Here is a 14,968-nt window from a genome sequence, read left to right as displayed (position 1 = left end):
CTAACCCTTACTCAGCCGCGACCGACGCGGCTTCGAGGCGCTCGGCCTCCATCTGACGGAGCGCCCGCGCATAGTCGCGCGGCATGACCTTGACGAACTTCGCGAGCGATTCACCCCAGTTGTCGAGGATCTCGCGGGCGCGCTTGCTGCCGGTGTAGAGGTGGTGGCGTTCCACCAGCACGCGCAGGCGTTCGGCATCGTGACGCAGCATGTCGCCCATGCCGTAGTCGTTGACATCGACCCCGCGCTGCTGCGGACGGCCAGTGCCTTCATCCTCGTCACGCTCTGCCGAAACCGGCAGGACATCGACCATCGCGCCGTTGACGAGCTGGGCGAAGTTGCCGTCGACGTCATAGACGTAGGCAACGCCGCCCGACATGCCGGCCGCGAAGTTGCGTCCGGTGCGGCCGAGCACGACGACGACACCGCCGGTCATGTATTCGCAGCCGTGGTCACCCGTGCCTTCGACAACCGCGATCGCGCCCGAGTTGCGGACCGCGAAGCGCTCGCCGCCGACGCCGTTGAAATAGGCCTCGCCCGCGATGGCGCCGTAGAGCACGGTGTTGCCGACGATGATGTTCTCGGTCGGGTCACGATCGACATGGCCCGGCTGGCGAACGATCACGCGACCGCCCGAAAGACCCTTGCCGACATAGTCGTTGGCATCGCCGACGAGATCGAGCGTCACGCCGTGTGCCAGGAACGCACCGAACGACTGACCTGCCACGCCCTTGAACGAGACGTGGATGGTGTTGTCCGGCAGCCCCTTGTGCCCGTACTTCTTGGCGACTTCGCCCGAAAGCATCGCGCCGACCGTGCGGTTGACGTTGATGACCTTGCGTTCGAGGCGGACCGGCTCGCCCTTTTCCAGCGCCGGAGCGCTGGCGGCGATAAGGTCGTTGTCGAGCGCGGCTTCGAGGCCGTGATCCTGCGTCTCGCTCCAGTTCAGGGTCGTGCCGGGAACCGGATCGACCTGGTGCAGCAGCTTCGACAGGTCGACGCCCTGTGCCTTCCAGTGGGTGATCGCCTTCTTGGTGTCGAGACGGTCCACGCGGCCGACCATTTCGGCAACCGTGCGGAAGCCCATTTCGGCCATGATCGCGCGAAGTTCCTCGGCGACGAAGAAGAAGTAGTTGATCACGTGCTCGGGCTGGCCGGTGAAGCGCGCGCGCAGCACCGGATCCTGCGTGGCAACGCCGACCGGGCAGGTGTTGAGGTGGCACTTGCGCATCATGATGCACCCGGCCGCGATCAGCGGAGCGGTGGCAAAGCCGAACTCGTCCGCGCCGAGCAGGGCGGCGATGGCAACGTCACGACCGGTGCGCAGACCACCATCGGCCTGCACGCAGATGCGGCTGCGCAGGTTGTTGAGCAGCAGGGTCTGCTGGGTCTCGGCAAGGCCGATTTCCCACGGAGAACCGGCGTGCGTCAGCGAGGTCAGAGGCGATGCGCCGGTGCCGCCTTCGTAGCCCGAGATCGTCACGTGATCGGCACGCGCCTTGGAAACGCCCGCAGCCACGGTGCCCACGCCCACTTCGGACACCAGCTTGACCGAGATACGCGCGCCAGTGTTCACGTTCTTGAGATCGTGAATGAGCTGCGCAAGGTCTTCGATCGAGTAGATGTCGTGGTGCGGCGGCGGCGAGATCAGGCCGACGCCCGGCGTCGAGTGACGGGTCTTGCCGATGGTCTTGTCGACCTTGTCACCCGGCAGCTGGCCGCCTTCGCCAGGCTTTGCGCCCTGCGCCATCTTGATCTGCACGTCGTCGGCATTGACGAGGTACTCAGCAGTCACGCCGAAGCGGCCTGAGGCCACCTGCTTGATCGCCGACCGCATGGAATCGCCATTGGCCAGCGGCTTGAAGCGCGCAGGGTCCTCACCGCCTTCGCCGGTGTTCGACTTGCCGCCGATGCGGTTCATCGCCAGCGCCAGCGTGGTGTGCGCTTCCCAGGAGATCGAGCCATAGCTCATCGCGCCAGTGGCGAAGCGCTTGACGATCTCGGCAGCGGGTTCAACTTCGTCGATGGAGATCGGCTCATCGGCGAGCTTCAGGTCCATCAGCCCGCGGATGGTCAGCATCCGTTCGGACTGGTCGTTGATCGACTGGGCGAATTCCTTGTACTTTTCCGGCATGTTGCCGCGAACGGCGTGCTGCAGGTTGGCAATGTTGGAAGCCGTCCAGGCGTGTTCCTCGCCGCGCAGGCGCAGCTGGTACATGCCGCCCACGTCGAGCATCTTCTTGTAGATCGGGTTGTCGCCATAAGCCGTGGCGTGACGGCGCACGGTTTCCTCGGCGATTTCCTTGAGACCGACGCCTTCGATCGTGGTCGCTGTGCCGGTGAAATAGGCATTCACGAACTCGGTCGACAGGCCGACAGCGTCGAAGATCTGGGCACCGCAATAGGACTGGTAGGTCGAGATGCCCATCTTGGACATGACCTTGAGGATGCCCTTGCCGATGGCCTTGATGTAGTTCTTCTTGACGTCCTTGGCTTCAAGCGGAAGCTCCTTCGCAACGCGGATCTGCTCCAGCGTCTCGAACGCGAGGTATGGGTTGATCGCTTCGGCGCCATAGCCCGCCAGCACGCAGAAGTGGTGCACTTCGCGCGCTTCGCCGGTTTCCACCACGAGCCCGGTCTGCATACGCAGGCCTTGGCGGACGAGGTGGTGGTGCACCGCAGCGGTTGCCAGCAGGGCCGGCATCGGAATGCGGTTCTCGTTCTGGGCGCGGTCCGACAGGATCAGGATGTTCTTGTCGGCAAGCACCGCTTCGGTGGCGGCCCAGCACATTTCCTTGATCGCCATTTCAAGGCCATCGGCCCCGGCAGCGGCGTCCCAGGTGGTGTCGATCGTCGCGGTACGGAACGCGCCATCGAGCGCAGCCTCGACCGAGCGGATCTTGGCGATGTCCTCATTCGTCAGGATCGGCTGGTCGACTTCGAGGCGCTTGTGGCTGCCGGCATCGTGGCCGAGCAGGTTCGGGCGCGGGCCGATCATCGACACCAGCGACATCACCAGTTCCTCGCGGATCGGGTCGATCGGCGGGTTGGTGACCTGCGCGAAGTTCTGCTTGAAGTAGTCGTAGAGCAGGCGCGAGCGCTGCGACAGCACCGCGATCGGCGTGTCGGTACCCATCGAACCGATCGGATCGTCACCAGCCACGGCCATCGGCTCGAGGAACTTGCTGAGGTCTTCCTGCGTGTAGCCGAAAGCCTGCTGGCGATCGAGCAGCGAAGTGGTTTCCACCGGCAGCGCGGCCAGCTCGGGCTCGATGACCTCAAGCTCCTTGAGCTTGTATTGCGCCTGCTCGAGCCATTCTTCGTAAGGCTCGGCATTGGCCAGCTCGGCCTTGATTTCCTCGTCCTCGATGATCTTGCCCTGATCCATGTCGATCAGGAGCATCTTGCCCGGCTGGAGGCGCCACTTGCGGACGATGTCCTCCTCGCGGAAGGGCAGGACGCCGCTTTCCGAGGCCATGCAGATCAGGTCATCGCGCGTGATCGAGAAGCGTGCGGGACGCAGGCCGTTGCGGTCCAGCGTGGCGCCGATCTGACGACCATCGGTGAAGGCGACGGCGGCAGGGCCGTCCCACGGCTCCATCAGGGCGGCGTGGTATTCGTAGAATGCACGACGCGCAGGGCTCATCAGCGGGTTGCCGGCCCAGGCTTCGGGCACGAGCATCATCACCGCGTGGGCAAGGCTGTAGCCACCGGCCAGCAGCAGCTCGAGCGCATTGTCGAGGCTGGCGGTGTCGGACTGGCCGTGCGGGATCAGCGGCCACATCTTGTCGAGATCCGGGCCAAGCAGCTCGGACTCCATCGTGCGGCGGCGCGCGTTCATCCAGTTCACGTTGCCGCGAACGGTGTTGATCTCGCCGTTGTGGGCGATGAAGCGGAACGGGTGCGCCAGCTTCCAGCTCGGGAAGGTGTTCGTGCTGAAGCGCTGGTGCACGAGGCCGAGCGCCGAGACGCAGTCCGGATCGCGCAGGTCGTCATAGAACGAGCCGACCTGGTTTGCGAGCAGTAGGCCCTTGTACACGATAGTACGGGTCGAGAAGCTCGGCATGTAGAGCTGCGTCACGCCGGGAAGGTTGTGCTTCTCGGCCATGGCGGCGAGCGGGTTCTGCGTCTGCTTGCGGATGGCGAGCAGCTTGCGCTCGAACGCGTCCTGATCGGGCGTGGTCGGCCCGCGCTTGATGAAGCACTGGCGGATCACCGGCATCTGTTCGATCACCGTCTTGCCGAGGCCGTCCAGCGTGGTCGGCACGTCGCGCCAGCCGATCAGTTCCTGGCCTTCCTTGGCGATGAACTTCTCGAAGAATTCGGTCACGAACAGGCGCGAAGGCTCATCCTGCGGCAGGAAGCACATGGCCACGGCATAGTCGCCCGGCTGCGGCAGGTCCTTGCCTTCGGAAGCGGCCCACTTGCGGAACAGCTGGTCGGGCAGCTGGATCAGGATGCCCGCACCGTCACCCAGCAGCGGGTCGGCGCCGACGGCACCGCGATGGTCGAGATTGTGCAGAATCTCCAGCGCCTGGTCCACGATGGCATGACTTTTCTGGCCTTTGATGTGGGCAATGAAGCCCACGCCACAAGCATCATGTTCGTTACGCGGATCGTAGAGGCCCTGAACCGGCGGAAATCCCATCTCGATGATCGTCCTGCATTCAATAAGAGGCGGCGGCTAAAAAGCTGCGGCCAAAATGACAACGACACGCGAATCACCCTCGCGGAAAAGCGACGAAAATTGCGCGAAGTGCCCCCATGACTGCAGGAAAGTTATTTTGCAACTGCGCAGGGGCATCAACCGGGCGGTTAATGCCGAAAATACGGTTGCGATACGGCAGAAAGGACGGTTTTTCGGGCGTTTGCAGGCCGAAAAAGCCGTCACAACGGCCTGAATTGTTCAGCCCTGAGCGGTCATCCGCTGAAGGGTTGCCAAGGCCGCGCGCAGTGCGCGGTCCGCTTCCGCCGGATCGGCAAGGACTGGCGGCGTTGCGGCAGCGCCAGCCTCGGCCAGTTGCTCGCCGGGAGCGGAGGGGGCGGCGCGGCCAGGCGCGGCAAGCGGCGATCCGGGCACGGTGAGGATCGAGGGCCGCTCGAACGGGCGCGTTGCTCCGAGCAGGGGCGAATCCTGCCCCGGGAACACCACCACCGGTTCGATCTCGCCATCGCTTTCCGGCAGTTCGGCAAGGCCAAGGCCATCGTCGATCCGCAGGCCTTCGTGGCGGTGGGGCGCGGGTCCCATGTCGAGCAGCGAGGGATAGCGGTCTTCGGCGACTTCGGGCTCGGCCGGTGCAACGTCTTCGGAGGCTGGCGCGCTGGTCTTGCTCACACGAAGGAAGCGGTCGAGACCGGGGACGTCGGAGTCCTCGTCCGGATCGGCATTCACTACATCTGTCGGTGCAACCTGCTGCAGGGCTGCAGGGCGCAGGCGGACGACGCGCTCGGTCTGGGGCGCTGCCGACGGCTGCACGGCAATCGTGGGCTCGACCGGTGCGGGGGCCATGGCTGGAGCACTCTCGCGCACGGGCTGCGCAAAACTCGACTCTTCAAGTGCCGAGATGTCCCTGCTCGGAGCCGTGCGGCGCGAGATGGCAAGCGCAAGCCGCTCGATCATCTGGACCAGGCCGAGGCTTTCCAGCGGCGCACGCTCGAGCGGAGTGATGTCGGCCACCGGGGCCTGAAGCAGCGGCGCGGGCTTGCTCTGGACTGGCTCGGCCACCACCGGAGCGGCAGGCGGCACAGGCGCGGGTTGCAGTGGAGCAACTTCAGGTTCTGTCCGGAATGGGGCGGGAGCTGCTACAGGCGCGGGTTCGACGGCCTCGACGTGCGATTGCGCATTCTCGAACAGGAGGTCGAGCGCCAGCGGATCCTCGGTAGTGCCATGGCGCGCAGGGACCTGCCCGACAGGGCGTTCCTCACGCTCCCATGGGAGGTGACCGGGCAGCGGTGCCAGCTCGCTCGGCACGTGCAACTGACCCTCGTCGGAAAGTGACAGACTGCGACGGCGCAGCGGTGCGGGTTCGGCCGACGGCGCGTCGAGCGGCGGATCGTCGAGGTCTTCTGCGGGATTGAGCGGGCGGCGGGGCGCTTCGGCCTCGAAGGTGCCCGAATCGCGGCGCGAGAAGCCCGCGGCAGCGCGCTTGCGCGGAGCGGCGGAAGCCGTCCCTGGACCCAGCTTGCGTCCGACGAGGAAACCGATCGCCCCTCCCGCCACAAGCATGGCCAACGCCAGCATGACCCTGGCGGTAAAGCCGAGCGGCGGCGCGGCGGCGGGGATAAGTGCCGGGATGCCCAATGCAACGACCGGGCCTTCGAGCACGGCAGGCGCAACGGCAAAGCTGCCAAGGCCGAAGAAGGTGGCGAACCAGAGCGCGGTCACGACCGGGAACAGCGGATGCGCGGTGATGGGCTTTGGCTTGCGCTTGGTCGCGGTCACGTGGCGGTCGTCCCTGTTCTCGTCCCAGATCGTGTCTTGCCGACAGAGCGACCGTCAGGCCGCAACCGATGGCAAGTCGAGACTCGGTAACAGGGCTTGGTAAACAGCAAGATAACGCCTGACGTTGCGAGCCCAGTCATGATGCTCGCGCACGAAGCTGCGCGCGACCTCGCGCCGTGCGGGCCAATCGGCGGAAGAGCTGAGCAATTGCGCCATTGCGGCGGCAAGGCCGGCGGGGTCATCGGCGGGAAACAACGTGCCGGTCTGGCCATGCACGATCAGTTCGCGGTGGCCGCCCACGTCCGATGCGCCGACCAGCTTGCCCTGCGCCATGGCTTCCAGAGGCTTGAGCGGCGTGACCAGTTCGGTCAGGCGCATGCCCTTGCGCGGATAGCATACGACATCGACCAGCGAGTAATAGCGGTCCACCTCGCGATGCGGCACGCGGCCGACGAAGCGAATGGCATCGGCAACAGGCGAGGCTTCGGCCTGCGCACGCAGCGCCGCTTCGGCAGGCCCTCCGCCGACGAGCAACAGGCGCGCATCGGGCACTTTCGCGACGATGGCGGGCATGGCCGCGATCATGTCGTCGAGACCTTCGTAGGGGTAGAAGCTGCCGAGGAAGCCGATCACCGGCCCTTCGCCCAGCCCCAGTTCGGCGGCCAGCGCATGATCGTGCGGCAAGGGATCGCCGAACATCTCGAGGTCAACGCCGTTCGGCATGATCGAGAGCTTTTCGGGCGCAAAGCCGCGCGCGATCAGGTCGTCGCGCAGGCCCTGGCAGATCGTAACGACCCGGTCGGCCCCGCTGACGACGTCATTCTCGAGCACACGGGTCAGCCAGTACTTTGCCGAGCCTTCGCGCCCGGTGCCATTGCCGACCGCTGCATCCTCCCAGAAGGCGCGGATCTCGTAGACCACCGGAATGCCGAGCCTGCGCCCGGCCTTGAGCGCGGCAAGACCGCAAAGCGCTGGCGAGTGGGCGTGGAGCACGTCGGGCCGCCATTCCCCGGCCAGAGACACGATCCGGTCAGCCATAGCCGAGACTTCGGACCATTCGCGCACCAGCGGCAACCCGCCTGCTTCACCGGGTGTCCGATGGAAGGTCAGGCCGTCGACCACTTCGGGATCGCTCGGCGACTGCGCGGCATGGCGCTGCCCGGTCACCCCGCGCACTTCCAGCCCCATCGCCTCCTGCGCCTTCAGGATCGCGCGGGTGCGGAAGGTGTAGCCGCTGTGAAGCGGCAGCGAGTGGTCGAGGACATGGAGCACGCGGGTCATGGCGCTCACACCTGCCACGGAAGGCTTAACGCCGCGTCAACCTCGATCGGGTAGCGGTGGCCGGACATGATCGACAAGTTCACGATATTCCTGCCGCATATCCTGATGGCGATTGCCGTCTGGCGGCTGCTGCATCGTGACGATCTCGATGACGATCCCTCGCTGCCAAGCCGCAAGGTGCCTTTCCGCAAGCCGCGTGACCCTGCGCCGGGAAGCAGCGATGCTTGACCTTTTCCTGCTGTCCTGTGTGCTCGCTTTCATCGGCGCGGGCTTTCGCAAGCCGTTCATCTTCGTGCTCGCCTACAGCTATATCGACATCGTCGCGCCGCAGAAGGTCAGCTGGGGTATCCTCAGCCATATCCCGGTCTCGCTGATCGCGTTTCTCTGCGCCTTCATTTCGTGGTTCGTGGCCGAGGACAAGAACGGCATCCGCATCTCGCTTCGGCAGTTCCTGCTGCTGACCCTTCTGGTTTATTGCGGCCTGACCACCCAGACCGCCGACTTCCCGGTCGAGGCGGCAGAGAAGTGGGCGTGGGTGTGGAAGGCGCTGCTCTGGGCGCTGTTCATGCCGCTGACCCTGCGCACGCGCCTGCGCATCGAGGCGATCACGCTGATCCTTGTCCTGTCGATCGGCGTGATCGTGATCGGCGGCGGGATCAAGACGGCAGCGGGCGGCGGCGGCTATGGCGAACTGCGCCTGCTGGTGAACGACAACACCGGGCTTTACGAAGGCTCGATCATTTCGGCGGTGGCCATCGCGGTGATTCCGCTGGCGCTGTGGCTGACGCGGTTCGGCACGATCTTCCCGCCCGACTGGCGCGTGAAGATCTTCGCCTGGGCACTGTGCTTTGCCTGCGTGCTGATGCCCATCGGCACGGGCGCGCGCACCGGCCTTGTCTGTGTGGTGGTGCTGGCGGCCATGATCCTGCGCACGGCCAAACGGAGAATGCTGATCGTCTCGGTCATGGCCGCAGGCGCCCTGATCGCGGTCCCGCTCCTGCCCAAGGAGTTCACCGACCGCATGAGCACGATCCGCAACCATCAGTCCGACCAGTCCGCCTCGACCCGCGTGGCGGTGTGGAAGTGGACGATCGAATTCGCCAAGCGCCACCCCTTCGGCGGCGGCTTCGAAGCCTATCGCCAGAACAAGCTTACCTACGATACCGTCAAGGCCGACTACGCTGGGGACAACAACGCCGCGCTTGAGTACCAGCCGATCGTCGAGGAAGGCCGGGCCTATCACTCGAGCTATTTCGAGATGCTGGGCGAGCAGGGCTATCCCGGCCTTGCCCTGTGGCTCGCCCTCCACCTGCTTGGCGTGTGGCAGATGGAAGTGCTGCGACGACGTTATCGCAAGGAAACCTCGCCCGAGTTTCGCTGGGTCTCGCCGCTCGCCGAGGCGCTGCAGCAGGCGCAGATCATCTACCTCGTCGGCTCGACCTTCGTCGGCATCGCGTTCCAGCCGTTCTGCTACATGCTGGTCGGGCTGCAATGCGGGTTGTGGGCCTATATCAAGCGCGTGCGCACCGCGACGCATGAGCCGTTCCGCAAACCGAAGAGCCCTGCAGCGCCCCTTCCCTCAGTCGCTTAACCAAGCGCTTAAAGCCCCTTGCTCCACACCCTGCTTGCGGCCATTGTGTCGCAACAAGAGGATCGCAGGAGAGCAATGGCAATGACGAGGTTCGTCCCCCCGCAAGACGTCCAGGCCATGATCGGCCAGGTCGTCGGCACGTCGAAGTGGGTCGAGATCACGCAGGAGCGCGTCAACAAGTTCGCCGAGGCGACGGGCGACTTCCAGTTCATCCATGTCGATCCCGAGAAGGCGAAGCTCACCCCGTTTGGCGGCCCGATCGCGCACGGATTCCTGACCCTGTCGCTGATCCCGCTGCTGACCATGGAAAGCGATTGCCCGCGGCCCGAGCACATCAAGATGGGCGTCAACTACGGCGGCAATCGCACCCGCTTCCTCGCCCCGGTACGGGTCGGCAAGCGCGTGCGCGGCGTGTTCAAGCTGCTCGACATGGAAGAAAAACGCCCCGGCCAATGGCAGCAGACGATGGAGATCACGGTCGAGATCGAGGGCGAGGACAAGCCCGCCCTGATGTGCGAGTGGATCACCCAGTTCTTCGTGTAAGGCCCGCGACACTGCCAAGCGCGCGGCGCAAGTGATGCGCGAGGTGCCGGCAAATGGCCGGGGCCTTGCGCAGTGCCAGACCCGGCCTCAGGCGGAATGCCCGCCATAGCATGTCGAGCCTTGGATCGATCCGGCTGGCAAGGCCGTGTTCGAGCAGCACGCTGGCGGTCGTCGCATCATTTTCGACCAGCGCGAGTTCACGCGTGATGACCCGCGCAACAAGGCGGTGGATCTTCAAGGCTCGGCGGTCGGTCAGGCTGCCATCGTGGCGGCGATATAGATATAAGTCCTCGTCCAGCGTGACAAAGCGGAAGGCGCGCGCGGCCCGGAGCCAGAAGTCGTAGTCTTCCACGCCGAACAGGCCCTCGTCATAACCGCCAAGTGTGCGCGTCACTTCGGCGCGATAGAGAAACGCCGCGCCGATACGGTTGCCGAACAGGATCTCGGAGGCGGGGCCGACCTTCTGGAAGCCGGTGACAGCCCCGGTCGCGTCGATCACGCTGTAGTTCGCGTGGGCAATCGCTGCGTCCGGATCGGCATCCAGCGCCTCGACAAGTCGCTCCAGCATCTGCGGGCGGGCGATGTTATCGTCCGAGGTCCAGCAATGCAGCGACCCGCGCGCTGCCGCAAAGCCGGTGTTGAGCGCTCCGGGCAGGCCCTTGTTGGGACGATTGGTGATTATGCGGATGCGGCGGTCGGCAGCTGCATGCCGCAAGAGAATTTCAGGTGTCTCGTCGGTCGAACCGTCATCAACGCAGATCAGTTCGAAATCGGCGAAGGTCTGATTGCGAATGGAGTGAAGGGCTTCCTCGAGATAGGCCGCGCCATTGTGGACGGGCAGGACAACGCTGACGCGCGGGCCAACCAGCGCTCGCGCGATCGCCACCCGGTCTGCGCCGTCCACGTCGCAGAGCAGGCTGCGGTCGCTCCAGCGAATGCTTTCGAAATCCGTGTCCACTGGCGGACTTGTGACAGGCGAAGGCAACCGCCGGTTGTCCGCAAGATTGCGCAATGTTTCGCGCGGGCGAAGCGGGAAGCCTGTACCGGATTGGAACGGTGCAGCCTTAAGGTATGAACCTCAGCCTGGCATGTCTGCATATTGACGCAAGAGCGCAGCTTGGTAGCTAAACTCCGGCACAGTGGGGGCATTACATCATGAAGATTGCGGTTTCGGGTTTGGTTCTCGCGGTTGTTCTTGCGACAACTGCAAATGCGCAGGAGACAGCATCCGCCCCAACGGCTGCACCTGCGGCAACAAGCGCTGCACCGGTTTCGGCTCCGGCGGCCACTTCGCAAAAGATCGCGAAGTTCAGCAAGATCATCCTCAATCCGGAAATCACCAAGGAAAACCAGAAGATCAAGGTCGGCACGATCTGCCTGCTGAGCGGTAGCCCGGTAAACTTCGGGGACGATCAGCGCACCCTGAACTTCGAGCGCTTCGAGCGGCTTTTCTCAGACCACCTGAAGGCCAAGGGCTTCAAGGTGCAGGCGACCTCGAACGATCTGTTCGAGGGTGACGGCGATCCCAATCAGGCAAACTTCCTGTTCGGGGCGACGCTGCAGCCCACGAACGTGCGGATGTGCGATTCGGTAAATGGCTACAAGGGCGAGATCAGTATCTCGGTCGAGTGGCAGATCTTCGACCGCGCCCAGAAGAAGGTGGTCGAGGTCGTCAAGACGTCAGGTGTCGGCACCCGCGCCAAGTTCGATATCGACGGCTTCGAAGGGATGATCAACGATGGCTTCAAGGCCTCGCTCGATGCCCTTGTCGAACAGGGCCTTGTGGCAAAGTATCTTGGCGCGCCGGCTCCTGCCTGAGCCTGAGAGTCAACGCGGGGAGGCTGCACCGAGGCTGCCTCCCCCCTTAAGGCTCAGGCCACGACGGTCAGTTTGCGTCCCTTGGCCTTCTTTTCGAACTTGCCGATCCACTGCTCCACCACCGGCGCGATGGACGAGCGCCAGCGCGAGCCGTTGAAGATGCCGTAGTGGCCGACTTCGGGGGCGAGCAGGTAATGCTTCATCTCGTCGGGCAGGTTGGGCGTGACCTTGAGCGCGGCCTTGGTCTGGCCGATGCCCGAAATGTCGTCGCGCTCGCCCTCGATGCACAGGATCGCGGTGTCGGTGATCGCGCCCAGATCGACGGCCTGGCCGCGATGGACCATTTCGCCCTTGGGCAGGGCATGGCGCTGGAACACGACGTCGACGGTCTGCAGGTAGAACTCGGCCGGCAGATCGCAGACCGCGCGGTATTCGTCATAGAACGCCTTGGTCGCGTCGGCGCTTTCGTCGGCACCGGCGTTCATGTGCTGGAACAGCTTGTAATGGCTCATCATGTGGCTGCCGAGGTTCATCGACATGAAGCTGGCGAGCTGCACGAAGCCCGGATAGACGCGCCGCCCCTCGCCCGGATAGTTGGCAGGCACCGTGGTGATCACGTTGTGCTTGAACCACACGTAGGGCTTGGTGATCGCGTGGTCGTTGACCGCAGTCGGGCTTTCGCGCGTGTCGATCGGGCCGCCCATCATGGTCAGCGTCAGCGGGCGGCATGGGTGCTTCTTCGCACCCATGATCGCGGTGGCGGCAAAGGCCGGGACCGACGGCTGGCAGACCGCCATCATGTGTGCGCCTTCGCCGATATATTCGAGGAAGCCGGTCAGGTAGTCGATGTAGTCGTCAAGGTCGAACACGCCTTCGGCCAGCGGCACGTACTTCGCATCTGCCCAGTCGGTGATGTAGACGACGCAGCGTTCGAGCATGCGCTCCACCGTGCCGCGCAGCAGCGTGGCGTAGTGGCCGCTCATCGGTGCGACGATCAGCAGGCGCGGCGCGTTCTTGGGCAGACCTTCGTGGGTGAACATCTTGAGGTCGCCGAACGGCCGGGTGATGACCGTGGTCTCCTTCACCGCGTGGGCCGTGCCGTCGACATGGATGACCTTGATGCCGAACGCGGGCTTGCCACGCGGCGCCGCCGCATGTGCGAACACGTCGAGCGCGTTGGCGATTGTCTGGGACGGGCCGATGCCTGCCCAGGGATTGCGGGGATCGGTCATGGCATCGGCCACCATCGATGCCCAGGCACTGCTCGCATTCATCAGCGAGCGCTGGATTTCATACGCTTTGTAAAGCACTGCGAACACCTTTTTGGCTTGTTGCCCGGAAAGCACCGGGAGTCGTTGGGCGCAGATTGCCGCGAAACGATTGCTTGTGCAACGCAACAAATCACCCGTCACGATTGTCCGAGGGGCAGACTGGCCAATCGGCCCCTTCCGGTCCGGCCCGCCATCGGCTAGGCACCCGCAATGGACGAGGAAACCCCGAACCCGCCGACCCCTGTTGAAGCCGCCCCCAAGGCAAAGACCCTGGGGCCGCTGCGCATGATCTGGCGCGAGGCAATGAAGTATCCCGGGCGGGTCGCCGCGGCCTCCGCCGCGCTGCTGGTGACATCTGCCGCAACGCTGGCGATCCCTTCGGGCTTCCGTCTGATCATCGACAAGGGCTTCTCTGCCGGGGCCGACGTGGAAGCGCTGGGCCGCTGGTTCCAGTATCTCCTGCTGATCGTGCTGGTGCTGGCCATCGGCACGGCCTGCCGGTTCTACTTCGTGTCATGGCTGGGCGAGCGCGTGGTCGCCGACATCCGCCTGCGCGTGCAGGCCAACCTGCTGCGCCTGCCTCCGTCGTTCTTCGAGACCAACAGCCCCAAGGAAATCTCCTCGCGGATGACCTCGGACACCGCGATCATCGAGCAGGTCGTGGGCACGACCGTGTCGGTCGCCCTGCGCAACACGATCACCGCCATCGGCGGCCTCGGATATCTGTTCTTCCTTGCGCCCAAGCTGACCGCGATCCTGATGATCGGCATCCCGCTCGTCGTCGGGCCCATCGTGTTCTTCGGCAGACGCGTGCGCAACGTCTCGCGCTCGAGCCAGGACCGGGTGGCCGGCATCGGCGTGATCGTGTCCGAAGTGCTGGGCGCGATGAAGATCGTTCAGGCTTTCGGCCAGGAAAAGCGCGAACTTGACCGCTTTGGCGAGAAGGTTGAAGCGACGTTCCAGACCGCGCTGCGCCGCATTTCCCTGCGCGCAGTGATGACGGCCATCGTTATCCTGCTGATCTTCGGCGGCATAACCATGCTCGTCTGGGAAGGCGCGATCGGCGTCGCGCAAGGCACGATCAGTGGCGGCACGATCTTTGCCATCGTGATCACCGCAGGCCTCGTCGCCGGCGCTGCTGGCGCACTGTCCGAAGTCTATGGCGATCTCCTGCGCGGTGCAGGCGCTGCCGGGCGCCTTGCCGAACTGCTGCGCGAGGAGCCCGAAATCGCTCCGCCTGCCCGGCCCACGGCCCTGCCCGTCCCGCCGCGCGGCCAGATCGCGTTCCAGAACGTGACCTTCCGCTATCCCTCGCGGCCCGAAGTCCTCGCGCTCGACGATTTCTCGCTGACCGTCGAGCCGGGCGAGACTGTCGCCATTGTCGGCCCCTCGGGCGCAGGCAAGTCGACGCTGTTCCTCCTCGCCCAGCGCTTCTACGATCCGCACGGCGGCGCGATCCGCATCGACGGCGTTCCGCTGACCAGCGCCGACCCTGCCGACATCCGCGCCCGGACCGCGCTCGTGCCGCAGGACGCCACGCTCTTCGCCGCCTCGGCGCGTGACAACCTGCGCTATGGCAACTGGGATGCCAGCGACGACCAGATCTGGGAAGCAGCCCGCACCGCCAACGCCGAACAGTTCCTGCGCGATCTGCCACAGGGGCTCGACACCTTCCTTGGCGAGGATGGCGCGCGCCTTTCGGGCGGCCAGCGCCAACGCATCGCCATTGCCCGCGCGGTGCTGCGCAATTCGCCGATCCTCTTGCTCGACGAGGCGACCTCCGCACTCGATGCCGAGAGCGAGCGGCTGGTGCAGGAAGCGCTCGACCGGCTGATGAAGGACCGCACCACGTTGGTCATCGCCCACCGCCTCGCCACGATCCGCGCGGCTGACCGGATCATCGTGATGGACGCCGGGCGCGTCGTCGAACAGGGCACGCACACCACGCTCAGCGCGGCAGACGGCCTCTACGCCCGCCTCGCCCGCCTGCAGTTCGAAGGGCTGGCCGCGTAACGCTTGACT

Annotated in this window: 10 protein-coding genes; 5 read left to right on the top strand and 5 right to left on the bottom strand. The window is 65.0% G+C overall.

Features of this window, described 5'->3' with window-relative positions; all coding sequences use genetic code 11:
* Positions 1-7 precede the first annotated feature (7 nt).
* The 3 genes from gltB to ACZ1JX_RS17300 all read right to left on the bottom strand — a co-directional run bounded on the left by gltB (position 8) and on the right by ACZ1JX_RS17300 (position 7,723).
* The gene (gene gltB / locus ACZ1JX_RS17310) at positions 8-4,648 is read right to left on the bottom strand and encodes a glutamate synthase large subunit (RefSeq protein ID WP_465124729.1); all 4,641 of its coding nucleotides are present in this window, start codon (positions 4,646-4,648) and stop codon (positions 8-10) included.
* A gap of 258 nt (positions 4,649-4,906) precedes the next feature.
* Positions 4,907-6,442 carry a hypothetical protein gene (locus tag ACZ1JX_RS17305; protein ID WP_465124728.1) on the bottom strand — a complete coding sequence of 512 codons (1,536 nt, stop codon included), beginning with the start codon at positions 6,440-6,442 and terminating at the stop codon, positions 4,907-4,909.
* Between the two features lie 54 nt (positions 6,443-6,496).
* On the bottom strand, positions 6,497-7,723 hold the full coding sequence (locus tag ACZ1JX_RS17300) for a TIGR04063 family PEP-CTERM/XrtA system glycosyltransferase (protein ID WP_465124727.1): 1,227 nt from the start codon (positions 7,721-7,723) through the stop codon (positions 6,497-6,499).
* A gap of 66 nt (positions 7,724-7,789) precedes the next feature.
* Here ACZ1JX_RS17300 and ACZ1JX_RS17295 point away from each other — a divergent pair, with 66 nt between their 5' ends.
* The 3 genes from ACZ1JX_RS17295 (at position 7,790) to ACZ1JX_RS17285 (ending at position 9,857) form a co-directional block, all read left to right on the top strand.
* Entirely contained in the window at positions 7,790-7,951 is a 162-nt protein-coding gene (locus tag ACZ1JX_RS17295) for a hypothetical protein (RefSeq protein ID WP_465124726.1), read from the top strand.
* On the top strand, positions 7,944-9,314 hold the full coding sequence (locus ACZ1JX_RS17290; RefSeq protein ID WP_465124725.1) for a putative O-glycosylation ligase, exosortase A system-associated: 1,371 nt from the start codon (positions 7,944-7,946) through the stop codon (positions 9,312-9,314). The genes ACZ1JX_RS17295 and ACZ1JX_RS17290 overlap by 8 nt, the downstream gene beginning before the upstream one ends.
* Before the next feature lie 81 nt (positions 9,315-9,395).
* A complete protein-coding gene (locus ACZ1JX_RS17285) occupies positions 9,396-9,857 on the top strand; it encodes a MaoC family dehydratase (RefSeq protein WP_465124724.1) in 462 nt (153 codons plus the stop codon).
* Here ACZ1JX_RS17285 and ACZ1JX_RS17280 read toward each other — a convergent pair.
* Complete coding sequence (locus ACZ1JX_RS17280) at positions 9,838-10,815, bottom strand: glycosyltransferase family 2 protein (RefSeq protein ID WP_465124723.1); 978 nt, start codon at positions 10,813-10,815, stop codon at positions 9,838-9,840. The genes ACZ1JX_RS17285 and ACZ1JX_RS17280 overlap by 20 nt on opposite strands.
* 197 nt (positions 10,816-11,012) lie before the next feature.
* Between ACZ1JX_RS17280 and ACZ1JX_RS17275 the strand changes: the two genes are divergently transcribed.
* Positions 11,013-11,675, top strand: coding sequence for a hypothetical protein (locus tag ACZ1JX_RS17275; protein WP_465124722.1), 663 nt, complete (start codon positions 11,013-11,015; stop codon positions 11,673-11,675).
* 53 nt (positions 11,676-11,728) lie between these two features.
* Here the strand turns inward: ACZ1JX_RS17275 and ACZ1JX_RS17270 are convergent, their stop codons facing one another.
* Positions 11,729-12,985, bottom strand: a complete 1,257-nt coding sequence (locus tag ACZ1JX_RS17270) for a polyhydroxyalkanoate depolymerase (RefSeq protein ID WP_465124721.1) — start codon at positions 12,983-12,985, stop codon at positions 11,729-11,731.
* 171 nt (positions 12,986-13,156) lie between these two features.
* Between ACZ1JX_RS17270 and ACZ1JX_RS17265 the strand changes: the two genes are divergently transcribed.
* The gene (locus ACZ1JX_RS17265; RefSeq protein WP_465124720.1) at positions 13,157-14,959 is read left to right on the top strand and encodes an ABC transporter transmembrane domain-containing protein; all 1,803 of its coding nucleotides are present in this window, start codon (positions 13,157-13,159) and stop codon (positions 14,957-14,959) included.
* Positions 14,960-14,968 lie beyond the last annotated feature (9 nt).

It is taken from the genome of Novosphingobium sp. BL-A-41-Hi4A-0G (genome assembly GCF_055521735.1).
Note: the sequence above shows the minus strand (reverse complement) of the source record. Positions and strands in the feature narration are given on the sequence as shown.

Coding starts and splice junctions, on each gene's coding strand:
- gltB (WP_465124729.1), bottom strand. CDS start 4,648: ATGGGATTTCCGCCGGTTCAGGGCCTCTACGATCCGCGTAACGAACAT.
- ACZ1JX_RS17300 (WP_465124727.1), bottom strand. CDS start 7,723: ATGACCCGCGTGCTCCATGTCCTCGACCACTCGCTGCCGCTTCACAGC.
- ACZ1JX_RS17295 (WP_465124726.1), top strand. CDS start 7,790: ATGATCGACAAGTTCACGATATTCCTGCCGCATATCCTGATGGCGATT.
- ACZ1JX_RS17290 (WP_465124725.1), top strand. CDS start 7,944: ATGCTTGACCTTTTCCTGCTGTCCTGTGTGCTCGCTTTCATCGGCGCG.
- ACZ1JX_RS17285 (WP_465124724.1), top strand. CDS start 9,396: ATGACGAGGTTCGTCCCCCCGCAAGACGTCCAGGCCATGATCGGCCAG.
- ACZ1JX_RS17275 (WP_465124722.1), top strand. CDS start 11,013: ATGAAGATTGCGGTTTCGGGTTTGGTTCTCGCGGTTGTTCTTGCGACA.
- ACZ1JX_RS17265 (WP_465124720.1), top strand. CDS start 13,157: ATGGACGAGGAAACCCCGAACCCGCCGACCCCTGTTGAAGCCGCCCCC.